This is a genomic window from Vibrio sp. 397 (genome assembly GCF_033339395.1).
Classification (GTDB): Bacteria; Pseudomonadota; Gammaproteobacteria; order Enterobacterales; family Vibrionaceae; genus Vibrio; species Vibrio alginolyticus.
On record NZ_JAWOUN010000008.1, the window covers coordinates 249,426 to 272,570 of the forward strand.

Below are 23,145 nucleotides of genomic sequence, written 5' to 3' on the forward strand. Positions count from 1 at the left end.
GATGAACCCTATCGATTTTCGCTCTCAAAAAGTAAATAAGGCTCTACAAACACTAATAGACCGTGTTCATGAAGAGAGGAATTTAGCACAAGTTGACTTCGACACATTAGTGTCGAAAGGAACCATAAAAGGTCAATGGGATGAGAGCGGTTGGCAGTATCGCGGTCGCACTATCTATTTTAGAGGATGTCTTGATATAAATGGAGCAATCGTTACTTCCCATACAAAAATTGAAGATAGCGTCTTGATGCAAGGGATATGGGGAGACATATATCGCCTTTTTACACTACATAGTATTAAAAAACACAAATCTGGAAATGAACGAACTATTCCAGGCTTACTTAGTCGTATCGCCTGGCTAGGAACTTCACTAAACTTTGATGAAAACGCATTGCTATCAATGGATCAAAGTAAAATTGATGCCCTAATACCATTACTACAAACCTATTATGAAAAGCCCAGAGGCACCTTTGAGCGTTATAAAGACTCGGTATCTTTTATCAAGAATTTTGTAGTTAAGAAGAGCTTTTGTAAGACCTTTGTGCCTAAAGTTAACATGAAAAACCCTGCATTGGAACGTAATGACGTAACCACGAATACAAAAAAGGAAGCTCAGAAAGAAAAACATGTTGAAGATATTGGTCTGTACTTTGGGCGCATAAAACAAAAATTTGATGCGGCTAAACGCCTTGTCGAATCAGGCGGTACACCAGAATACTTTCAACCAAAAGATGGATATGATGAGCTTAGATTGCTAGCTACACCTTTTATGGAAGGTCTAGGGCTACGTATCGGAGAAGTACTTCGTCTTCACAAAGATTGCCTTGGGTTCGATGAAGACAGACAGCGTTATTTCCTCAGAGTGCCAGTCGAAAAAGGGGAACTTGCTTTCGCTAAGTCTATCCCTAAAATTTGGGAAAAAGTGATAGTAGATGCCCATGCAAGAATCCTTGAAATAACAAAGCCTCACCGAGACTTTGCTCGTAAAGTTGAGCAAGAAGGTGCTCAAGCATTTATAAATTCATTTACCTTTCCAGATCGACCTGAGAATTTTGAGAATGCTCTCAAGGAACATGGATATGACCCCGATCTTCATTTTGCTCGTAGTGAAATAGGCACAAGTGGTGACATACATGTTTCGGGACTAACCGTAAGTTTGTTGAGAGAAAGTAAAGCTATTCAGGGTCGATACTCACAATCAATTGTCGGTAAATTAAAGTGTAAGTATGGTGACGAAAGAGCCGCAAGACAAAGAGTCATTATCTCAAAAGAAGAGCTTAGCAAACTTTGTTTGAAAGAGTATGAAGACACCAAAAGGATGGTGTATCGAGCTAATGATAACGTTGATGCAAAAGAAGAGATTGTATCAACCTCCTATACAATTGATATGCCTTTTAGTGAATTTTTGTTTATTGCTAAGAATGATACTTTTGACGCAGGGACAAAATCTCATGGCTTAATTCCATGTCCTTTGACATATAGGGCTTACACTCGATGGATAAACAATGACGAAAAAGGAAGCCGCCATAAAACGATATTCGAAAACTACGATATTAAATATGAAAACGGTGACGTTGTTTCTTTGAATTCACATCAAATACGCCATTGGGTTACTACAGCCCTAATTCGGGCGGGAAAAAACGAATCAGCAATTGACCTATGGATGGGGCGAACGCCTGGACAAACAAGACATTACGACCATCGAACAGCGAAAGAACGAGCTGAGGCAATGCGTAAACGGTATATGTCTGAAAATCCACCCGATGATGTTCTGGGCAGACGCATAAAGCGTATGAGAAATAATAACGTTTCGCTAGATGAAATAGAGACAGCTCTAAATCACACCATGTCTGCTGTTCATTACACCCCTTGGGGAACTTGCGACAGAGATTTAGACGTATCACCGTGTCAAAAAGGAATGATGTGTCTACGGGGTAATGATGGTGAAACATGCAATCATTTTGGAATAGATCCAACCGATAAAGAAGCTCTAGTTAATATTCACAATACAAAGGTTCATTATGAAAATCAGCTAAGTGCGCTATTGCCAAACTACGATGAGCTTTCATTGAAACTGAATAACCAAGAACCTCTAGACCAACATGTACAGTTTTGTATAGACACAATAAACGGTTGCATTGCTGCACTAAAAGCCTATGAAAACGCAGAAAAAAATGAAGCTCATAAAATTCCTATCGTTCAAATATTTAATCCAGAGAATATAAAAGATGAGTAAGGCTCCAGAGTGGCAAACTATTGCGCTGAGTAGTTTAGAGTTTTTTATTAAAAACCCAGAGTATAAGCACGAATTTGGACATGATTACATTGCTGACAGATGTGGTGTAACTCGTATGACTTTGAATCGCAACACACCATATATGAAGCGGTATAAAGAAGTCAGAGAATTTCTGCGAGGATATAAAACCGTAGATCCTTCGCAAGGAGCAACGCCTATTGATGGCTACAAGGAAAAGTATGAAGCACAAAAGGAAGCGAATCAGGAATTGACCCGTAAGATTGAAGCCCTTCAATTACGCTTAAATGACTGTTATCAAATGCTGGAAGATCAAGGTATTGACCCTGAGTTTATTTATCCGACAAAGCTGAAAAAACATAAGGAAAATTAATGGCGAATCCTCAAGCAGAAGTTAATTACCAAAAGTTCATAACATTTGTGAGAGAGCGAGAATCTGAGGGAGATTGGGAAGATTATCGCTCTAGAGACAATCACAGTTTGAACAAACAAGCTATCGCTAAAGAATGTGGCTTTGACAGGAAAAGAATTAATGAAAATTCTAAAATCATTGAAAAATTTGATGAAGTCGTCACTGATTTATTAAAGAAAGGGATACTCACCAAGGATTCAAGAACTGGTACAGACAAGGTAAGTGAAAAATCTGCCGCTATCTCAAATAGTGTAGATAAAAAGACTCTGAAATTTGCTCAGGAATGCAATGCTGCACTAGAACAAGAACTTAGAGAAACCAAAATTCAGCTTCAAAAAACTGAAGAAAAACTGAAGCATCTAGAAGTGATTGAAAGCTACATGATGGAAACAGGACGCTTGTAATGGAGCAATTCTCTGGTGATGTGCAAATTCGTTCCATTCGTAGTAAAGGGGCAAAGGGAGGAATTATATTTTCTGCTGTAACTCTTTGTGGTAGTCCCACGCGTTTTGTCATTAAAGCTGGATTTGATGTAGCACCCACTCCTTCAATATTCAAAGAAAAGCATTTTTGGCATGTCGAAGGCACCGTAGAAAAACAAAAAATAACGTGGAAAGATGGCACGTCAAAGGAAGAAAAAGTCATAAAACCCACAAAGATATCTTTTGTTAAGGCTGCAAACGAAAATTTAAAGAGACTCCTGTCAGAATCCAAAGTATTCAAAGGGATAAGTGGAGTAAAGGCTGAAAAACTAGTGTCCTTTTATGGCGACGAACTATACCAAATTGCGGCTAATAATGATGCTGATAGGCTGACCCCAATCTTAGGCGCACACGTTGCTCAGACGTTGATCGATGGTCTGAATGCGTATCAAGAGTTACATTGTCTAAAGCTATTAGACGACTTAGGTGTACCAGCATATGTGGGTGAATCTGTCTTAAAAATATGGGGGCTAAGTGCTTATGACAAGATTAAAGCTAATCCCTATGTGCTTGTAATGTTTATGGCGAGTTTAGAAGCCCTGGATGAGTATGCAATAAATCGGCTTGGCTTTAAATCTGACTCCCCAGAACGCCTTGTAGCGTATGCAAAAGAAACACTTTATGAAGGATTCAAATCAGGTAACACGTGCCTACCGCTTGCAGAATTAAGGCAGAAACTAAGAAGAAAAATTGGTGACTTAGCCCTGACAGCTATTGATATCTCGATTGAAGATAAAGAAGTAATTGTTGACGAAGACATAGCGCAGGTCAGAAGCATGGATATCGTTGAATCAGGTGTCGCTTCAATAATATCTAGTCTTACTAAATATCCATTAAATCCAATTGTTAGCAAGCATATTGATGCCATTATTGCGCAATACGAATCACGAGTTGGTTTTGAGCTTACTGAAGAGCAACAACATGCAGTATCGATTTGTACTGCTGCCAGACTATCTGTCCTGACAGGCGGTGCTGGATGCGGCAAAACAACCGTACTTGAAGCTATCTGTTTCGCATTGGAAAGTTTAAAACTGACTAGCAAAATCTATTTGATGGCATTGTCTGGAAAAGCCGCCATGAGAATTACGGAGGCTACAGGACGTCAAGCCATGACAATTGCAGCGTTCATGTATCACGTCAATCAGGATGACATTCCAGAGGATGCTACATTCATCATTGATGAAGCGTCCATGATAGATATTCTTTCTATATATCAATTACTAAAAAGAATTCCAAGTAATGGGAGAATTATACTGACGGGAGATGAAGAACAGTTACCACCAGTCGGAATCGGTCTTATTTTCCATGCTCTCGTTGGTGTAGAAAATATTTTCAATCCTAACCTGACATCGGTTAAGCGACAGTCAGAAGCCTCTGGCATACCTACGGTAGCAAACAAAATGAGATGCTATCCAATGACGAGAGAACCCATCCCTTTCGCTCCCTATAAAGGTATTGGGCAAGGCGTTAGTTTCGTTCAGTGTAGCAACGCAGATATTGAGACAGAATCATTGCGGCTATACGAAGAATTAGGTGGAAACGGTGAAAATAATGATGTCCTTCTCTTGTCTGCAATTAAATCCTCCTCAGGCGGCGTTCTAAGCCTAAATACGCTCATACATGACAAGTTTTCCAAGGGAGATGCTATAGAGTTTACAGATACCGAATATGGAACAGTACAACACGCTATAAATGGTAGCACCTTGAGGGTTGGTGAGCTTGTCATGTATACAAGAAACGATTATTCCAAAGGGATTAGAAATGGATCTATTGGTAAGATAATCAACTCAACCAATCAAGAGGTTTTTGTGGACTTTGAAGGTACACAAGTAACCTTAAACCCGTCAGAGTTAAAGCACTTAGAGCATGCATACGGACTGACAGTTCATAAAAGCCAAGGTAGTCAATTTGACCGTGTAATTGTTGTAATCAAAAAGTCGAGGGTCATTGACCGACATCTAATTTATACAGCGTTAACCAGAGCAAAGCACCAAGTTGTGTTTGTAGGAGATGTGTCGGTTCTATACGAATCTCTCCTTATATCAAAGGCTTTTAGCCGCCATACAAAGATATCAAAATTTATAGATGAAGCGTTAGTCACTAATTAACGCTGAAGATAATGCATAAACTCGCCAGGTCACCTAGAAGTTATATCTAGGTCATTTAGATGAATTAATCTGACTCTAAACTGTCAGTTTCGTTACTTCGATGTGACAAGATCTGACAGGTTACCCTAAATGGTTCTTCCCCAACCACGCGCATAACAAACATTTTAAGAGAGCACTAGACAGCAGCGACACTATCTCAAATTTCATGGGATTGAAGAGGAGCTAGAGCACTATCATAATTCTTCTGAAGACAAGTTTGTGATGCAACTAACTTCTCTTTTTCGAGATAAGATCTCCATTCGTGCTATTAACGATGACCAATCAAAAACAATCAAAGCCAAGCGAACTACTATCCACTACTCTAGTGCCGATCAATGGTCATACCGTCGCTTGGGTTAAGATAAGGCCATCAAAAGATTACTTATTCTTTTACCAAGAGAAGGTGGGTAGAGAGCACTTCTATATTCGCTCTGGTCGCAATAAGCAAAAAGTAAAGCCTGATGATATCGAGTATTATCTGGCCCTACAAAAGGCTGTTCGATGAAGGATAATGTCCTGCTCTGTAGGGTTCAAACTTACTTTATTAATCGAAATCGGCTGAGCTAGAGTAAAACCTAAAACACATCTGCCCCAAAATGAGCTAGTGCGAGATTTAACCTGATTCCAATCCTCGCAATTTGACTTACCTTTCCTTATGACTAGAACTCTAACTATAGAGTCAAATTTGCTAATCCACCATACCCTCACTCATATGTGGCTGACTTTCTGAGCTTTTGTGTGATGTGGTATAATTTGAACAGCTCGCTTGTGGCTTCAATTGAATTAACTTGATCGGACTTTATTATGACAGATGCGTTAATGATTCGAGATGTAGATACTCAGCTTCAGAAAATATGCGATACATTCGAAAGAGTTAATAGCGGTAAAATTAATGGAGTTGGGCCTTGGTCTACCTTATACAAAGAATCATTTTTATGGGATAAACTCAGAATACACTCTCCATATTGGTGGTCTTATGTATATGAAAGATCACCACTTTTCCCAGAGGTACATTCTATACTCCAGTTAATACGACCGACCCTAGAGCAACCACTTGAAGTTGCAGCTCCACCATTGATTCAAGAAAAACTGTACGAACTGAGTAATTTAGCTTTCCAAATTAGGTTAAATGGAAGAAGCGAAGATCGTGAAAAATACATAAGAACAGCGGCTTCACTAAAATGTTTTCCTCCAACTCTACGCTATTACATTGAAGCAGTTGAAGCTCATGCAAAATTTTCTGACTATTTGCTTTACGCTACCCCATTACCTAACGAGGTTGAAAAGGTATTAAAGCTCATAGAGGGCATCTCAAGTTGCCCTAAAGGGGGGATTAGGTATTTAGAAAAATTTCAGCATCTTAACTTGGACTATACTCCACCTCTACATAAGGATGCATTAGAGATCATTCGAAGTGATGAAGGGCAACACGTTGAGTTTAAATCATGTTATTTGTCTTCCAACACTATTCGGCGCTATGATAAAAATAACATGGACAAACAACGAATTACCTCTGTGGTAGCTTTTCTAAACTCAAATGGCGGCAATTTATTCATTGGTGTTGATGATGACTTGTCGATTCATGGGATTGAGGAGGAGCTAGAGCACTATCATAATTCTTCTGAAGACAAGTTTGTGATGCAACTAACTTCTCTTTTTCGAGATAAGATCTCCATGCGTGCTATCAACGATGACCAATCAAAAACAATATCAAAGCCAAGCGAACTACTATCCACTACTCTAGTGCCGATCTATGGTCATACAGTCGCTTGGGTTAAGATAAAGCCATCAAAAGATTACTTATTCTTTTACCAAGAGAAGGTGGGTAGAGAACACTTCTATATTCGCTCTGGTCGCAATAAGCAGAGAGTAAAGCCTGATGATATCGAGTATTATCTGGCCCTACAAAGGGCTGTTCGTTGAAGGATAATGTCCCGCTCTGTAGGGTTCAGACTTACTTTATTAATCGAAATCGGCTGAGTTAGAGCAAAGCCTAAAACACATCTGCCCCAAAGTGAGCTAGAGCGAGATTTAACCTGATTCCAATCCTCACTATTTGACTTGCCTTTCCTTATGACTAGCACTCTAACTATGTAGTCAAATTTGCTAATCACCACTATCCAGCATTGAAAGCCGTAGGAAAGGGAGAGTCTACTACAAAACATTTAATTTCTGGGTGGACTTTTAACATGACTTTAGGAGAAGAGGCGGCAGTGAAAACCTCGGCTCTAGTGATTATAAATATATAAAATTTAACCACGATGATCTTTACATGGCATATAACACTTTCTAGTCTACCTCCATACATACGAATAGCGATTAGATTAGAAGTAAAGTTCCTAGTCCCAACTAAGAACTTTACTCTAAGTATTTATGCTGCATCGCTCAATCTTAGGCTTTCATAATAGTCTTCAGCCAGTGCAGTCATCTTAAACTCTGCCTCTACGCCAGCAATCTTCTCAACTGCTTCCTTGATATCATCTAAATCGACACTAAAGAACTCTTTACGGAGGTTTACTGCGTTGACACGCTGAGCATGGAATTCACGGTGTAGTGCCGTTTCTAGGGCAGGAGCATCGTCGGTATAAATCATAGCGTGAACGTCAAATGGGAACGGTACGCTGGCATCACCAAGCTCTTTAACCCTATCCATAGGCTCTAGTCTTCGAGTTAAGCCTATCTTATAAACATCTTCACCAAAAGAACCTATATTGCTGATCACGTACACATGACCTTTACGTGTTTGTTCTGCCATGCTCTTAGCACGTTCTTCTTTGGCCTCTGCTTCAGCTAGTTGCTGCTCAAGAATGGCAATCCTTTGCTCCATGTCACTACGTTCTTGCTCAGAAGCTTTAGCAAGCTCTTGCTGTGCTTTATCAAGAAGATTGCGATACATCTTTTCCTCTTTCTCTGCATCAGCAATCGCTTTTTGAAACTCTTTGATAGCCCGTTGCTCTTCACGGATCTGCTCTTTGATGAGTTTCTGCTCCGCAATTTCTTCCTGTTTCTTCAGCGTGAATTGGTATTGGAGTTTGCATTCTTCGAATTTGAGTTCGATGTAATCAATGTCAAAACCACATTCAAGAGTCGCTGCCGACTTCTCAAGATTGTTCGCCAGTTTTTCAATTCGCTCGAGCGTTCGACCAAACGAGCTTGGAGAAACCTTGCCAATAAGCATGTCGCATTCAATATTAAATGCGGAAAGCATCAACTTAACTTGACCGTTTAGGATCTTCTTATTAAAAGACTTATCATTAGAGATGACTGTTGTATCTGGGAATGTGATAGCAGTCTTGTCTTTAATCATATCTTTCTGCTGCTGCCTGATATCTTTGATCTCTTCAGCATATCGAGTAGATGTTTCATAAAGGTATTGTGGCATTTCAAAATGACCATGAGCAGTGTATTCATCGAGGCGAGAATACAGGTCTATATCACCCATTAACTCGTTTAGGTCGAGTTCGCCTTTTTCAATGTTCGCATTAAGTACAACTAAAGTACTCTTGGCAGTATCAAGATGGGCTTGCTGCTCTTGGATACTAAGCTTAAGTGAATCGTCTTGCCTTTTTAAATCCTGTAGTTCAGCAGTTTCAGCGTTAACTATCTCCAGTTCGTTTTTAGCTGTTACGATGGATTGCTTAACCGATTCGTTAGTTTGTTCTAATGCTTCAAGTTCTTTCTTGGTTTTGGTTAATGCTTCATCTAGAGACTTGTATTGGCCTGCTTTTTTATCCGCTGCTCGTTTCGTCAATACATAGGTCAATATAATTGCGACTAAAGATAACCCTGCCAATATCAGTATGTTATTTTCCATTAGTTATTTTAAAACCTCTTGTATAAATCGCTTTCTAAGTGCTGATCGTTCTTCACAGCGTTCCTGATATTCTTCGCTCGCGCTAGCTATAGCATCTTTAAAAGCTTGCTTTGCTGCTGATTTTTGTGCTCGCTCATGCCTTTTAATATCTTTCTCCAGTTCACGCACGGCTCTTTTTTGATCTCTTATCTCTTGAGCTAAAGCACGTTGTTGAGCCTTTTCTCTGCGCTGAGCTTCACGAGCAGCTTGCTTGTTGGCACGATCTATTGCCTTAGCAACCTTCATTACTGTTCTTAAGCCACTACCTCGTCTAGCCAATACGTCCTCCTAAAAAAACTGACATTTAAATGTCGATGGTAGCATAGAGAAACTGATATGATTGTTATTTATATCAAACCAATGGAATAATTAAGGTGTATCTGGAGAGAGGGAGTGTCGAAGTAAACTTTCTAAAAAATTATGCAGCTTTTTTCAATCTAATACCCAATAGCTCCCATTAACCTATTGATTATAAATTGAACTGTGAATGGAATGGCTGCATGATAGGGGCATGAAAGGCGTATAAAAAGCGTTATAGCTCATCAACTTCAAATAGGTGAAACTGAAAATGGAAAATGTTAAATGGTTAGTCAAGCTTGCATGTGTTGCTGGAGCATCACTTCCCTTTGCATCAAACTTTCTACAGTTAAAGTCTGAGTTAGAAGGTATTGCTCTAGAGAAGCGCCTTCAAGCACTTGAAGATCCAATATCATCTTTGCACCCAAGTGTCCCTGAAGTTTCCAAGTTTCTATATGACAAAATAAAAGCTGAAAATAGCCATTTTATCGATGTGGTTGATGAAGAGTTAAGTCCTGAGTTCCGCAAGGCTATATTACTTCTCTCTGGTGCTGGTTGGCTTAAAAAATCAGGTATTTTTATTGAGCCTTTAAATCCAGCATATGTTGTCTATATGGCAGGCTTATGTGAACCTGATTCAACACTAAACGAGTTAGTTGGTTATGTCGATGACTGTGAGTCGGGTGTAGTAATCACGGCAAAAGAGCTATGTGAATCTCTTAAAGTACCTTCTATTTTAGTGCTTGCTTTATTTCAGCTATATTCCGACAAAAACTTAGGACTGTACGACAAAACGATCAATCATGAATCTTATGTCGCTAAATGAGCTATAACAAGTGTTTAAGTTTTCAAGATACTTTTACTAATCTGGTATAAGCGGTTTCCCAGAGTACGCGTAACTCATCTTTGCCCCATTGTGTGCCAGTACGGAATTGAGCTTGAATGTAATTGTTGCCGTTGGACTTAATTTTCCTTATGTCAAGAACTTTAACAAGTTGCATGGATAAATAAGTGAGCGTTGAAATCGTCTCCATAAAAAAAGCCCCCATATTAATGGAGGCTCGTTGTTCTTCTTTTTCTTACAAGTCGTAGTACTCTGCTAGGTATCCGATCAAATCACCGCTCTTCAGAAGTAAGAAGGCAATGACCATCATGACGCCTAAACCAACCGCAAAGCTTTTCATTCGGTCTTTTATTGAAATGTAATCATCTGACATGGGTATCTCCGTTTATTTTTCTTTTAAGCAGTTTGAACGTTGCTTGAAATCGGGTTTTTAGAGTTGATTTACCAACCGTCTCGATTTTCTAAGTCGATATCCCAATAGTACTTAGCGCAAGCTTTCAATTCCCAGCTTGAATTTTCATCAATACTAGTACCGAAGGCCGCTCGACACCAACTGTTAGCAAATAATTCAAGAGTTATATATGTCAAAACAGCTAAAGCCAGCAGTGAAAGAATCAAACGCAGTAGTTTTACAATTGGGTGTTCTCGATTAGTGTTTTTTGTCATTTTTTAATAAAAATCAGAAACTTATATAATTTAATTATGCAACTAAATATCTTTTAATACAAGATTGAAAACAGCAATATATTGTTTTTTTATGGTTTTTTCTATGGAGACTGTCTTGAAGTTGAACAAAGGTGACTGCTAGAGTGATTTTTATACATCCTTGTCATCAATCGTTAGGCAATTTTTAGCAAAATCAATCGCTTTTTCGTGATGCTGCATCTTGCACAAGAAAGAGTCGTAGTTCTCTTTATTAACTACCAGTTTTAAACGTTTACCCTCCAAGTAATAATCAATAAAGCCACGATAAATCAATGCATCAGGGTGCGGCTTACCAACAATCTTACATTGATTATGGAAGTTCAGTGTCCAGAGGCTCGCCTCAAAAATTAATGATCCGCACCAGCAGTTTTGGACACTGAGTTAAGTGAGTTGGACTGCTGCCACCGATCTTCTAGACAAATTTCGCCTATTAGCTTAATGAAGTGTCCAATCTGAGTGGAGCAGATCATTGACATACTTTCCCTAACCCTAGGCGGACAAGTTAGAGTTTTGTATCTAACTCGATTTTGTCCAATTGTATGTTAGCAATTCAAAGTAAAAGAGACCTGCCCATAACGATCTCGAACGTTGTAAACAACGCAATTGGTCGAGATTGACCTCTCTTCGTATCTATACAAGCAAAACCTTTAGATGAAAGAGCTTCGAAAGTATCAGTAACATCCTTGATACTGCGCCCACTCTTTTCAGCAAGCTCATCAAGACTGTTTGGCTTTTCGCGAGCAATCAAATTCAGCAGCTCAACATTTTCGTTAGACAACAGTTGTGAAAGCACAGCCAGTGACTCAAACAAAAATTGAGGATAATGTTCTTTAGACGTCACTTTTCCTTCTGCAATCCGAATCATGCGCTTACGAGCAAGCTCTTCTGATAGAATGCCGATTTTTGCTTTCATACTATCCTCACTCCTAATAGTCGCCATCTAAATCGACTGAATAATCACCGACGCTCTCATCTAATTCTTCTTTCATTTCATGAGAAGGAACGACTAATTTATCTGTATGCTGCTCGATGTCTTTTTCGAGCAAGGCTAAAAAGCGAGCTACGCCCAGGTTCTCACAAGAAGGTTCTGTTAGCTCTTTACTCTTATCTTCCTCACGTTCCATTGTTAGCTGCTTCCGTTTTTATTGACGCGATCACTTTTAACAAATCTGTTGCGATTGCTGGGCATTTGTCGTTCATAAAAACCGTTACTTCATCACCAAATTTCATCGTTACGATTCCATTCTTATCGACACTTAACAGAGCGAAAGACTGCTTCAAATCAAGAGTCGTGTTACTTCCATTGGTCGTGGTTTCAGCCATCTTTCCCTCACTGCTAACGAGTATGTTTACAAAATGGGCAATAATTGTTACCCGAGATGTTTACTTAATTGATCTGTTTAACTTTTCGACGATCTTAGTGGCATGTTGAAATATTGCGTCCTTTACTAGCGAAAATTCCTTTTCAGGAAATCGATTGTCTACAGAGCTAAGTGCGCTACTAAATTGAGCGAGAAAGGCAGAGACGATTTCATGACAGTTCGTATTGCTGATACCGAACTGATTAGCTGTCTGCTCTATATGCCGTAAGCAAATTTTGCTGATATGATATTTGTATCCTCGTGATGCTTTCAGTCCCATTGCTAGCTTTAGCTTACGCTTATTTAAGCCTCTATTACCGATAGCGGGGTAAGCTGATAGCAAATCGTAGAACGGTGTAAGTTGATAGTGTCCGCTAGGAGCAATATGTACGGAAAAGTTCTTGAGATGACCGTCAGTTGCACCAATAAAATACTGAAAAACCATAAACTTAAAAAAGTCATGATTGTTCGCCTTACTTTCCGCAGAGAGACTTAAAGCATCAACAATTTTGGAGACACTTAGGTTGTTCTCCGATTGATATTTTTGATGTTCAGGTACACCAAAAACCTGGCAGAAATCTTCTTGGTGTCTACGAGTCACAACTCCGTCACCAAAACATCGGTCGAACCGTTTTACTGCAAGGGCTTTAGCTCCTGATTCAGTCGTTATTATCTCCATATCGGGCACTTTAAAACCAAGTTCCTTCGCTATTTGAGTACAGATGAATTCATTCTCAACACTGCTGCTCATATCCAGTACTGAGTTGCTTTGCGCAATTGCATCCATTGGGTATTTGATAATGTGGCTACTTAGTGATTTCTCTTGAGGTACATACCATTTACCGTTCAACCTAGTTAGAGTTGTTTTTCGCTGTGTTCCCGAAATACAAGGTCGATAATCCCCAAAAAATGGAAGAAATGACTTACGCTGGGTAACGAGTTCATTTAATTCACTTGCCGAGATCTCTCGATATTTCCATCCTATCTTTGGCGGCTCCCTACTCTGACTAAATGAAATGCCGCCCGTGCAATCATGACCTATCTTGGAGAGTAAATTGAATGCATCGTTGGATTGCACACCTACCGAGTGAGCAAGGCTTAATCGTTCTTCTTTCAAGTCAGGAAGCAGGTTGTGAATAAAATTCAGTGTATTAAATGATGAGCATTGTCCCTTTACGAGCGGCAGGCTCAACGAGATAGGGAAAGCTGAATCATATGCTAACCACTCATCAGAGTATGAAAATGACCAGTAGGTCTTCGACTGTTGGACAAACTGCCCCACGAGCATGTTGTTGTTTGTGGCATGTGCGTAAAGTATAGAATTGTGCAAATTAGCTCCCACTTTCTACTGGGTGGGCTGTATTTTTGTAGAAGGTAATTGCGTTTTCTACTGCAAGCATTTCGGCTTTGAGATCCAATCTACGATTGTCATACTCGGATATATACTCGTCTAAACACAGCCGAAGTTCTGAGTGTTGAGCACACAACTGATTGAAATGCTTCCATGTCCTTTTATGAAGAGAATAGGACTCTGACAGCTCTGACTGTTTATCTTGCAAAATCGTCAAAAGACTTTCTCTTTTGAAAGAAAGGCAGTTGGAGTCCTCACTGTAATTGTCGCAATCCACGACCTCCCAGTCGATATGGTTAAACATAAAACCTTTGGAAAATTCTTCATCACCATGCTTGTCGAAACCGCATGAAAGGACTGCGCCGATCAACGACATTTCCTTCAATTTTTTTTCGACGTATTCATCCGATAAGTATTCTTTTTCATCACTGTCTAATGGAAAGGATTTTAGGTCGTTGGCAGAGAAGTGTTCATTGTAATAAATGGCGAGAAATAGCTCTTTTCTGATTCTTACCTTCGTTTGCATAAAAAATGACCAATTGAGTTGATTTTGAGGATTATAATCCGTGGTCATATAGTCCGCAAGTGTGCATTGTTCAGGAAATTAATTTCATAAATAAAAAACATGAACACGAAACTTGCCGAAGCTGTAGGCCAACGTATTGTACAAATGAGAAGATCCAAAGGTTTACCTCAAGAGAAACTAGCCCTTCTCGCTGAGATAGATAGAAGCTATATGAGCCGCATAGAACGCGGTAAAATCAATATCACGCTTGAAAAGTTGTATCAGATTGCAGACACTTTGGGCTGTGATGTGAAGGAACTTCTGCCTTAATGAGTTAGGTTTGTATGCAGTTCGGACTGAATCGATTGGAGTTTATTTTAGGGATAGGGCTGTTTTTCACAGCTATGTTGCGGAGAGTTCAATGACAACGAAAGATCATGGGGTAATCTCTTTCGATTCTCTTGCCTTTTGGCTACAGCGTATTAACCACTTCCGCTGTTTCAACGTATAACGCACCTTATGCGAATTCACGTATGCTCATCATGCTGATTACCTAGCACTCACCCAATTTTGTGGTTATCAGGAGGATCGTCCTCTCACGATTTAGATCCCGATTGGCGAATGCCAACCTTCGTTACATTGTCGGATCCGCTACTTTATTCAGGCTCTTAGGTTCATCTGGTGATACTGATGGTTCACACATTGAGCGGTGAACAGCGCTTCATACGACCTCACATCGCACGCCCCAAACCGTTTTAGTCATATCGCACTTTTATGTCCTGTTAATCGTTAGTGCTAATTTGCCCTACTAAATGTTATCCAATAAGCGTGAGGTAAGTCGGATAACAATGAAGTTTGATCACATATGACTTTAAAAAATCGAGGTCGATTCTGGTAGGCAAGTTAAGAAGCCAACATGTTTAGTCTAGCTAATGGTGAGGTCAAACATTTGTTGGCACTTAAATATGATGTAAAATTCATAACCATATGAACAATAATGATTAACGGACTAGGCAATGGAAGCAACGGTTTTAGAGTTTCACCTTGAATACAACTCTAACAGGAAGAATCCTGCGGAAGTATTTCACGCTATGGGGGATTTCATTTCAGCGTATCAGGAGATGGGGCAAATTATTGCTCAGGCTGTTGATTCAGAGATGATTTTTGATGTTGAGTTGCAAGAGGTTACTCATGGTTGCATTCTCGCTAAGTTGTTATTAAAGGTTGAGGAGTGGACAAGGCCTGACTCCCTTTTCAGGGAGTTGACTGGTGAGATGTCTCAAAAAGAGCAGGTTCAACACGTCACTAATAATGAAAGAGATAGACTGAAGAATGAGATGGCTATAAGAGGTCGTTCAAGTCGCCTTGATCCTTACATTAGTGATTTAGATGTTGCTTTAGTTGCTGAGAAGTGGTCTGAGGGCAATAAAAAGCTGTTACCTGATGAGTATCTTAAAGTTTGCAATGAAGGTGCTAAGTTAGCTGAGGTAATCCCTTTTGATCCTAACTTTAGATTCACTGGTAATGTCAAAAAGATGTTCTCTAGTGACCGAGGTCACTTTGACGGTGAAGAAATCGTTGAAGTTTTTAAACCTTGTAAAAAGGCTACTTCTAAGTGGGAAGTAATTAGCACTAGGACTCATAAGAGATACAGCGCAGAAATTACACACAAAGAGTGGTTGGATGAATATCTGAACTCTGAGGTTCGTCTGGGGGGAAGTGACTATCTGCGAGTTCACGCAGAGTATGACGTTGTCGTTGAGAAAGGTGAAGAACGTATCAAAAATGCAAAGATAAAAGAGATCAAAGAAGTCATTACTTATCGTGGAACTCAGAATGAAATACCAACATCAGAATGAGTTTAAGGCGGTAGCTACATCTTATCTGTTCATTATCACCCCATTCATCTTGCTTGTCTTGGTTAAGGTCTTGACGGGGAAGTATGATGATTTGTTGCTTACAGGCGATTGGTCTATTGCTAGTGCGATGATTTATTCAAGTTCAATTATCAATGTTCGAAGTGCTACTAGAAAGTATCATGGCGAGCTAAACGAAGTTGGTCTTGATTGGTTTATGACGGTTACCAGTGTGATGTCAGCAATTAGCGTTACGATTTATGTTGTTGCTTTAATGCAACCTAGTAAATGGGTCGGCGTGTTGCAGATAACTCTATTCGTTGCTGCTTCATTTGCCCACATGAAATACGGGAGGTTAGCTTATCGCCTTAGAGGTGAGAGTTAAGAGACTTTCCATTCCTGAGTTAATTAATGGTTTGCCAATGCAGAAAAGTGGCAGCCCCATTCCAAGTTAATGTTAATACTCAGTGCAGCTCACGATACTGAGTTTTGACGTACATAAAGTAATGAATAGATAAAAGGCCTATCAGGGCTTCCTTATTTGGTTCACTGGCACTATCTATCTCGCTCTGTGAGTTTAAAAGGTGTATTCTGACTTAGTACCATATAATTTGGCAAGTTTTTGATATTATTGTAAATATAAGGTGTGGCGATGAATCAATTGTTCTCTACTCTGACTACATCGAGTTACGATTGGAGTATAGATTTTAAAACAAAGAAGGATTTTATAGCGGTAGCTAACGAAATAGGTTACACCTTCACTTCTTCTAAAACGACTAATGAAGTATCGGACTTTATAAAGAGAAAAGTAGTATCGTTATTAAGTTCAAACGAATGTCCTTACGAATGATCCGTCCCAGCAGTTTTGGACACCGAGTTAAGTGAGTACAATCACTAACGAGGTGAACAATGACAACTAAGAAAACTAGAATTAAACATTCCCCTGAATTTAAGGCAGAAGCCCTGAAGCTAGCAGAGAAAGTGGGAGTAGCTGCGACAGCAAAACAGCTTTCTTTACATGAATCTCAAATCTACGGGTGGCGGAAGAACTCGAAGAAAGACACCAATACTAGTCAGCGAGAGCAAGAGCTAGCCGCAGAGGTTGCCAAGCTAAAAAGGCAATTGGCTGAGCAAGCAGAAGAGCTAGAAATTGTAAAAAAGGCCGCCACCTACTTCGCGAAAAATCTAAAGTAAATTGCTATGAATTTATGCTCGAACACCTGCTGAGCTTCAGTATTGTGCGTATGGCTAAGGTGTTCGGGGTATCCCGAAGTGGGTTTTATTACTGGGTTAAGCATCGCCATAAGGCCATCCAATAAGAACTGTCTGAGAGCGGTGATAACTACAATGTTAAAACCATTGCTGCCAGTATGAAACGTCAAGATTTAACGCCGAAAGCTACACGCAAGTTTAAGTGCACTACGGACAGCAAGCATCAAATGCCTGTTGCTCCAAACTTGTTGGCTCAGAACTTTAGCGCATCGGCTCCGAATGAAAAATGGGCTGGAGACATCACCTATATCATCAACCTACGATCTGATCAGCTAAGTTCATTCAAATACTTAGACCAATGGCCAAGCCTCACTACAAAACAACCAATTGGAAACACTATCACCAGGCTTTAATCAATTGCAGTTCACTGACATTTTAGATTGATGAAGAAGCTATCCAGTTATGGAAGCAAATCAGACAAGGTAGCGTGGGAGGCCTCGTTTGTTTAGTGATTACGACTGCTCTTATGATTAAATGAGTATTTTCAATGCAGTCGAGAGGTCTGCAAGGGTTCATAAAGTCTATTTTCAAGCTCGCACAACTGCCGTTGTCATGCCCTCATTACTCATGTATTAGTAAGCGAGCCAAAACAGTTAACGTCGCATTCAAAACAAAGACTAAAGGAACAGTCCTGCATCTAGTCATTGATGCTACGACGCTAGGTATTCCTGAAGCGATAGTTATTGCCTAAGAATTCGTCATATTAGGCTCGTTTTTAACTGAACTCGAATTAGTAAATAAAGCATCGAATAGCACAAATGTTTCAAACATTGAGTCACTCCAACACTTTTAACGGGATAGCTCCATGTTACGAGGAGATACACTCCTTTTACGCACAACACTTTTTATCTTCAAATATGTAACATTTTTTCCTGAGAACTGGCAAATATGCAAGTTTGTTCTTACCGACATTCGAGTAACATACTTGGGAGAGATAACATCTGATTTTAGTCAATTTATGTTTATATTATGGGTAAGGTTCATGTTACAATAACAACATTATACATTACCTTGCTGCTATAGGGTTGTAAGAGGTGGGCTAGATAGGTTTAATTATGTACCGCACATGGGCTGAATGATATGATACCGACCCACCCACTCGATGTTACATTCAAAACTCGCGGCATAACAAGATTTAATCTTCCCGTACCTAGCGAACCCGTAAAGACAGACTATCGATAACCTCCCCCTTACGGGGAGGTTTAAAAGGAATTGAGGCATTATGGCTTACAGTACTTTTAACCAAAAAAAGAATGACCAATTGAAGGAGCCAATGTTCCTAGGTCAATCAGTAAACGTTGCACGTTACGACCAACAAAAGTTTGAGATTTTCGAAAAACTTATCGAGAAACAACTTTCTTTCTTCTGGCGTCCAGAAGAAGTAGACGTATCTAGCGACCGTATCGATTACAACAAACTGCCAGATCACGAGAAGCACATCTTCATCTCTAACTTGAAGTACCAAACGCTTCTTGACTCTATCCAAGGCCGCAGCCCTAACGTGGCACTGCTGCCGCTTGTGTCTCTACCAGAACTAGAGACTTGGATTGAGACTTGGTCTTTCTCTGAAACGATTCACTCTCGTTCTTACACACACATTATTCGTAACATCGTGAACGACCCTGCTGTAGTGTTTGATGATATCGTTGAGAACGAGCACATTCTGAAGCGTGCAAAAGACATCGCGCACTACTACGACGATTTGATTCAAGCGACGAATGATTACCATCGCTACGGTGAAGGTGAGCATGTCCTTAACGGTGAAACGGTTAAGGTTAGTCTGTACGATCTTAAGAAGAAGCTGTACATCTGTCTGATGTCTGTTAACGCATTAGAAGCTATTCGTTTTTACGTAAGTTTCGCATGTTCTTTCGCTTTCGCAGAACGCGAACTAATGGAAGGTAACGCGAAAATCATCAAGCTGATCGCTCGTGACGAAGCACTTCACTTAAACGGCACGCAGCACATGATCAACCTGCTACGTAACGGTCAAGATGACTTCACTTTCATGCAAATCGCAGAAGAGGCAAAACAGGACTGTTTTGACCTATTCAAAGAAGCGGCTGAGCAAGAAAAAGAGTGGGCAGAGTATCTATTCAAAGATGGCTCTATGATCGGTCTAAACAAAGACATCCTAAGCCAATACGTTGAATACATCACAAATATTCGTATGCAAGCGGTAGGTCTACCAGCAGCGTATCCAGAAGCAACAACCAACCCAATTCCATGGATTAACGCTTGGTTGTCTTCAGATAACGTTCAAGTTGCGCCTCAAGAAGCAGAAATCTCTTCTTACCTTGTGGGTCAAATTGACAATGAAGTTCGCGCAGATGACTTCGAAGGATTCGAGCTGTAATGGCAACACTCAAAATCAACAAACTGATCAGCATTGAATCCAACCCTTCCAATACGATTTTGGAAACAATGGAGCAAGCTGGCCTATTACCAGAATACAACTGCCGTGATGGGCACTGCGGCGCCTGTCGCTGCAAATTGGAGTCTGGTGAAGTGGAGTATGTTGGTTTTGCCATGGCTTACACACAAAGTGATGAAATATTACCTTGTATCTGTAAAGCAAAATCAGATTTGTCACTTAGCGGCGTTAACTACGCGATGAAAGAAAAGCAGCGCGCATAACGTTGACTCGACGGTATAAAATGCAAAAGCCAAGGTAATCACCTTGGCTTTTTTGTCTCTGTTTTTTGTCTCTCAGACTACTGTAGAGAGCTTTGGTTATAAAGCACTGCTCGGGAGGTGCATCTCTTTAACTTTCTCTAAAAATGCATAATGCGCAAACATCGGTTTACGTTCTAGGTAGCGACGCAACAAGTCTAGTGCTGCCGTGCTGATCACTTTAACTTGATCATTGCGCTGATACTTTTTCGAGAGTTTATATAATGCTCCCCACTCGCCTGACGGTGTCGATAAAGCGACGGAAAAAACGCCCTCTTCAATATGGCCAGTGACGAGTGATAAATCCGTCCCACACTTCTCTCGCGTAGCACCAGCCAGAGCAAACGTTTCTGCTAATGGATCTCCGCTGTTGCCCATCGCCTGAGTCAGGCTCGGTAGTACCCAACCATGCCCTAGTTGCTTTTCAGCGTTTTCATCACTGTTTAGCCAGTACGTTAAGTATCCCCTGCTACTTTTTTCGGAGGTCGACACTGTTAGTCCTTTATCGACCAACAACTGGCCGACATTTTCAACCATAGGTAAATCAATACTAACGGTATTACTCTCAAGGTGTTTATTAATTATCTGTACGAGTTTCAAACGCTGTTCAAGCTGATCTGAAGGACCAAAAAGTTTCACTTCAATAAAAGGCAAGTAAGAGCGATACCCTAGCTCATAGCCTTGAGGAAGTTTTAGCTGATCTAGCTTATCTGAAATACCGGATTCAGACAGACCAAACGTGTAGATTCGGCTACAACATGAACCTTGCACATCGGGAAACACTCTTCTCAGATCGGGAAGAATTTGCGTCTCTGCCATGAGCTTAAATTCACTTGGTACACCCGGTGTGAAATAAAAAATGGCATCATTAATCAGCATTTTGAAACCGCAAGCAGTGCCTATCGGGTTGTCCAATATCTCTGCCGTTTCTGGCAGCATTGCTTGCTTTAAATTACTGTCCGGCATAGGGATGCCACGTCGAGCATACAAACTTTCTAGATGCTGCAACCACTCTTTGAATAGCACCAGTTTACAATCGGCGGCTCTCGCGGCGGCGGCAGCACTCATGTCATCCGTTGTAGGGCCTAAACCACCATTAACAATAACCACATCGTTGTTAAAGCTGAGCATTAAAAACTCTTCAACCAAACTCGATAGGCTATCACCAACCGTTGAGCGCTTTGTTAAGCCAAATCCATGTTGATAAAACAGGCTAGACAACCATGCCGCATTAGTATCAACAATATCACCGTGGAGGACTTCCTCACCAGTACTAAGCATTGCTATTTTCACAACTGACTCCTGAACGTAAGCACAATCCTATTTTCGTTATAGCGCTTATTTTTCTTTTTATTTGGACAAATCTCGCCGAGGTTTGTTGGGACTAAATAAGGGTCAAGTGTTTAAATGATTGATGTTTTGAGGGATAATTACGAGCCCGAACATACACCATTAACTCGGAGACCTTTGTGTCAAAATCATCCATGTTCAAGACGACTCTAACAGGCCTTTGCTTGGCTTCGTCAGCGCTTGCGCAAGCAAGTCACTATGACCTAAGCCGTCATACAGAGTTTTCTTACACACCTGATTGCTTGTCAGGTTACTGCGAAACGACGACTCTGTACACCTTCGAGGCTCAAAATCGCGGTGTTATGTATGAACAGAATAATGATGATTCGCTAAACCTTGACGCAGGGCTTCAGCCTAAACATCTCATCATCCCTCAAGATAAAGACTGGGATTATCTGATGGGTCAAACCTACACCATTCTAGGTCTCAGTATCGCGACCGTAGGCATGATGACTTTTCTTCCAGAAAGTATCACCAAATGGGACGAAGAAGACCGAGACATGAGTAAGTTGGGGCAAAAGTGGAAAGATAATGTCTCTGACGGCCCCGTTTGGGATCGCGATGAACATGTCCTCAACTACATCATGCACCCATATTTTGGCGGCGTTTACTACACGGCAGCACGTCACGCTGGCTATAATGAATTTCAATCGTTTTTGTACTCCGCAACTATGTCGACGTTCTTTTGGGAGTATGGCGTGGAAGCGTTCGCAGAAGTACCATCTTGGCAGGATATTTTTATCACACCATTCTTTGGTGCTGTTGTTGGTGAAATGATGTTAACGGCTGAGCAAGACATTATTGCAAACGGCGGCGAAGTTATGGGCTCTGAAACCGCAGGTGATGTTTCGCTCTTCTTCTTAAACCCTGTTGGACATATTCATTATTGGGTAACTGATGCATGGGGCGGTAGTGCAGAACTACAATTCAATTCATCACCTTGGTTTGGAAACCAAGATGTTGCAAAATTCGCCATGGACGCAGGCGCAAACTACGACAGTCAATTTTATGGTGTCGAGTTAAAAGTAACGTTCTAATCCTAAGTTGATACTCGGTAAAAAGCAGCCTTACGATGGCTGCTTTTTTGTGCTCTGAACATTGTTTTAATTATTTGCATCACGAATTAGTGTTAAAAATTGACTTTCATCAAACATTACCTGCCCTTAGCACCTACACTAAATAAAAGGATTTATTCCAATAACTTAAGTAGCACGTTTATTCGTACTGCGTCCAAACCTTGATTCCAGGAGGGGACATTATGAACACCGTATTTATTGTTAATTTTGTCGGACAAGCGTCACCCGCCACGATTAAAGAGCTCGCTGCAATCACACACGAAAACGGCGGGAAATGGCTGATCAGCAAAGTAAACTTTATCGAAGACCAAGTTGCAGGTGTCATCAAAGTAGAGCTTCCAAGAGAAAATGCCGACATCGTTAAACAAGCGTTCTCTTCTTGTCAGACTCTTGTTGTTAGGTTCGTCGACTCTGAGCCTCACTCATATCGTGAAGACACTATCTTCCAACTTCGTTTAGATGCCAACGATAGAGCGGGTATTGTGAATGAAATTACTCACGTTCTCGATAATCAAGGTATCTCAATTTTAGATATGGATTGTCAGCGTGTATTCATTGCAGGAGGCGGAGGGGTAAGCTCTAGCTTATTCAGCGCTAAAATGGCGATAAAACTGCCTAGCGAGCTAGAAATTGAAGACATAGCCAATGAGTTAGAATCTCTGAGTGAAGACACTCGTGTAATTGTAGAAAGCTAACTGCTACCTTTA

Annotated in this window: 23 protein-coding genes and 2 pseudogenes; 16 read left to right on the top strand and 9 right to left on the bottom strand. The window is 40.4% G+C overall.

Annotated elements, in window-relative coordinates:
- The first annotated feature begins 1 nt into the window (after position 1).
- The 6 genes from R7P36_RS15110 to R7P36_RS15135 all read left to right on the top strand — a co-directional run bounded on the left by R7P36_RS15110 (position 2) and on the right by R7P36_RS15135 (position 7,218).
- Positions 2-2,236 (top strand): hypothetical protein, encoded by a 2,235-nt coding sequence (locus tag R7P36_RS15110; protein ID WP_206953353.1) that lies wholly within the window; start codon positions 2-4, stop codon positions 2,234-2,236.
- Positions 2,229-2,627, top strand: a complete 399-nt coding sequence (locus R7P36_RS15115) for a hypothetical protein (RefSeq protein WP_047725737.1) — start codon at positions 2,229-2,231, stop codon at positions 2,625-2,627. Before R7P36_RS15110 ends, R7P36_RS15115 begins: the two co-directional genes overlap by 8 nt.
- Positions 2,627-3,070 (top strand): hypothetical protein, encoded by a 444-nt coding sequence (locus R7P36_RS15120; protein WP_047725738.1) that lies wholly within the window; start codon positions 2,627-2,629, stop codon positions 3,068-3,070. Before R7P36_RS15115 ends, R7P36_RS15120 begins: the two co-directional genes overlap by 1 nt.
- The gene (locus R7P36_RS15125; protein WP_206953355.1) at positions 3,070-5,256 is read left to right on the top strand and encodes an ATP-dependent RecD-like DNA helicase; all 2,187 of its coding nucleotides are present in this window, start codon (positions 3,070-3,072) and stop codon (positions 5,254-5,256) included. Before R7P36_RS15120 ends, R7P36_RS15125 begins: the two co-directional genes overlap by 1 nt.
- Positions 5,257-5,569: 313 nt before the next feature.
- Positions 5,570-5,800, top strand: coding sequence for a hypothetical protein (locus R7P36_RS15130; RefSeq protein ID WP_047725740.1), 231 nt, complete (start codon positions 5,570-5,572; stop codon positions 5,798-5,800).
- Positions 5,801-6,099: 299 nt separating this feature from the next.
- The gene (locus tag R7P36_RS15135; RefSeq protein WP_024699245.1) at positions 6,100-7,218 is read left to right on the top strand and encodes a helix-turn-helix domain-containing protein; all 1,119 of its coding nucleotides are present in this window, start codon (positions 6,100-6,102) and stop codon (positions 7,216-7,218) included.
- A gap of 448 nt (positions 7,219-7,666) precedes the next feature.
- On the opposite strand, the gene R7P36_RS15140 is transcribed toward R7P36_RS15135, so the two are convergent.
- Both R7P36_RS15140 and R7P36_RS15145 read right to left on the bottom strand, forming a co-directional pair.
- Positions 7,667-9,109: a DUF4041 domain-containing protein gene (locus tag R7P36_RS15140; protein ID WP_253651859.1), complete on the bottom strand. Its 1,443-nt coding sequence runs from the start codon at positions 9,107-9,109 to the stop codon at positions 7,667-7,669.
- A 3-nt stretch (positions 9,110-9,112) separates the two neighbouring features.
- On the bottom strand, positions 9,113-9,394 hold the full coding sequence (locus R7P36_RS15145) for a hypothetical protein (protein WP_017789258.1): 282 nt from the start codon (positions 9,392-9,394) through the stop codon (positions 9,113-9,115).
- A 322-nt stretch (positions 9,395-9,716) separates the two neighbouring features.
- On the opposite strand from R7P36_RS15145, the gene R7P36_RS15150 reads away from it, so the two are divergent.
- Positions 9,717-10,271, top strand: a complete 555-nt coding sequence (locus R7P36_RS15150; RefSeq protein WP_017789259.1) for a hypothetical protein — start codon at positions 9,717-9,719, stop codon at positions 10,269-10,271.
- A 253-nt stretch (positions 10,272-10,524) separates the two neighbouring features.
- Here the strand turns inward: R7P36_RS15150 and R7P36_RS15155 are convergent, their stop codons facing one another.
- The 6 genes from R7P36_RS15155 to R7P36_RS15180 form a co-directional block, all read right to left on the bottom strand.
- Positions 10,525-10,662, bottom strand: a complete 138-nt coding sequence (locus tag R7P36_RS15155) for a hypothetical protein (RefSeq protein WP_158005881.1) — start codon at positions 10,660-10,662, stop codon at positions 10,525-10,527.
- A gap of 882 nt (positions 10,663-11,544) precedes the next feature.
- A complete protein-coding gene (locus R7P36_RS15160) occupies positions 11,545-11,907 on the bottom strand; it encodes a transcriptional regulator (RefSeq protein ID WP_068864088.1) in 363 nt (120 codons plus the stop codon).
- A gap of 13 nt (positions 11,908-11,920) precedes the next feature.
- Complete coding sequence (locus R7P36_RS15165) at positions 11,921-12,118, bottom strand: hypothetical protein (protein ID WP_047725753.1); 198 nt, start codon at positions 12,116-12,118, stop codon at positions 11,921-11,923.
- Positions 12,108-12,317 carry a hypothetical protein gene (locus tag R7P36_RS15170; RefSeq protein WP_047725754.1) on the bottom strand — a complete coding sequence of 70 codons (210 nt, stop codon included), beginning with the start codon at positions 12,315-12,317 and terminating at the stop codon, positions 12,108-12,110. Before R7P36_RS15170 ends, R7P36_RS15165 begins: the two co-directional genes overlap by 11 nt.
- 60 nt (positions 12,318-12,377) lie before the next feature.
- The gene (locus tag R7P36_RS15175; protein ID WP_223976035.1) at positions 12,378-13,685 is read right to left on the bottom strand and encodes a HipA domain-containing protein; all 1,308 of its coding nucleotides are present in this window, start codon (positions 13,683-13,685) and stop codon (positions 12,378-12,380) included.
- A 1-nt stretch (position 13,686) separates the two neighbouring features.
- Complete coding sequence (locus R7P36_RS15180) at positions 13,687-14,280, bottom strand: hypothetical protein (RefSeq protein WP_318122223.1); 594 nt, start codon at positions 14,278-14,280, stop codon at positions 13,687-13,689.
- A 51-nt stretch (positions 14,281-14,331) separates the two neighbouring features.
- On the opposite strand from R7P36_RS15180, the gene R7P36_RS15185 reads away from it, so the two are divergent.
- The 7 genes and pseudogenes from R7P36_RS15185 to yfaE all read left to right on the top strand — a co-directional run bounded on the left by R7P36_RS15185 (position 14,332) and on the right by yfaE (position 19,976).
- Entirely contained in the window at positions 14,332-14,541 is a 210-nt protein-coding gene (locus R7P36_RS15185; RefSeq protein ID WP_039453138.1) for a helix-turn-helix domain-containing protein, read from the top strand.
- 686 nt (positions 14,542-15,227) lie between these two features.
- Complete coding sequence (locus R7P36_RS15190; RefSeq protein ID WP_039453133.1) at positions 15,228-16,070, top strand: hypothetical protein; 843 nt, start codon at positions 15,228-15,230, stop codon at positions 16,068-16,070.
- On the top strand, positions 16,048-16,452 hold the full coding sequence (locus R7P36_RS15195; protein WP_039453131.1) for a hypothetical protein: 405 nt from the start codon (positions 16,048-16,050) through the stop codon (positions 16,450-16,452). The genes R7P36_RS15190 and R7P36_RS15195 overlap by 23 nt, the downstream gene beginning before the upstream one ends.
- A 524-nt stretch (positions 16,453-16,976) precedes the next feature.
- Positions 16,977-17,590, top strand: a pseudogene (locus tag R7P36_RS15200) (transposase); the annotation flags it as partial.
- Positions 17,591-17,637: 47 nt separating this feature from the next.
- A pseudogene (locus tag R7P36_RS15205) lies at positions 17,638-18,006 on the top strand (transposase); the annotation flags it as partial.
- 555 nt (positions 18,007-18,561) lie between these two features.
- Complete coding sequence (nrdB, locus tag R7P36_RS15210; protein WP_005376818.1) at positions 18,562-19,695, top strand: class Ia ribonucleoside-diphosphate reductase subunit beta; 1,134 nt, start codon at positions 18,562-18,564, stop codon at positions 19,693-19,695.
- A complete protein-coding gene (gene yfaE, locus R7P36_RS15215) occupies positions 19,695-19,976 on the top strand; it encodes a class I ribonucleotide reductase maintenance protein YfaE (RefSeq protein ID WP_005376817.1) in 282 nt (93 codons plus the stop codon). The genes nrdB and yfaE overlap by 1 nt, the downstream gene beginning before the upstream one ends.
- A 96-nt stretch (positions 19,977-20,072) precedes the next feature.
- On the opposite strand, the gene R7P36_RS15220 is transcribed toward yfaE, so the two are convergent.
- Entirely contained in the window at positions 20,073-21,305 is a 1,233-nt protein-coding gene (locus R7P36_RS15220) for a CinA family nicotinamide mononucleotide deamidase-related protein (RefSeq protein ID WP_033905660.1), read from the bottom strand.
- Positions 21,306-21,496: 191 nt separating this feature from the next.
- Between R7P36_RS15220 and R7P36_RS15225 the strand changes: the two genes are divergently transcribed.
- The gene (locus R7P36_RS15225) at positions 21,497-22,399 is read left to right on the top strand and encodes a DUF3943 domain-containing protein (protein ID WP_033905662.1); all 903 of its coding nucleotides are present in this window, start codon (positions 21,497-21,499) and stop codon (positions 22,397-22,399) included.
- A 221-nt stretch (positions 22,400-22,620) separates the two neighbouring features.
- Complete coding sequence (locus tag R7P36_RS15230) at positions 22,621-23,133, top strand: glycine cleavage system protein R (RefSeq protein WP_005376814.1); 513 nt, start codon at positions 22,621-22,623, stop codon at positions 23,131-23,133.
- Positions 23,134-23,145 lie beyond the last annotated feature (12 nt).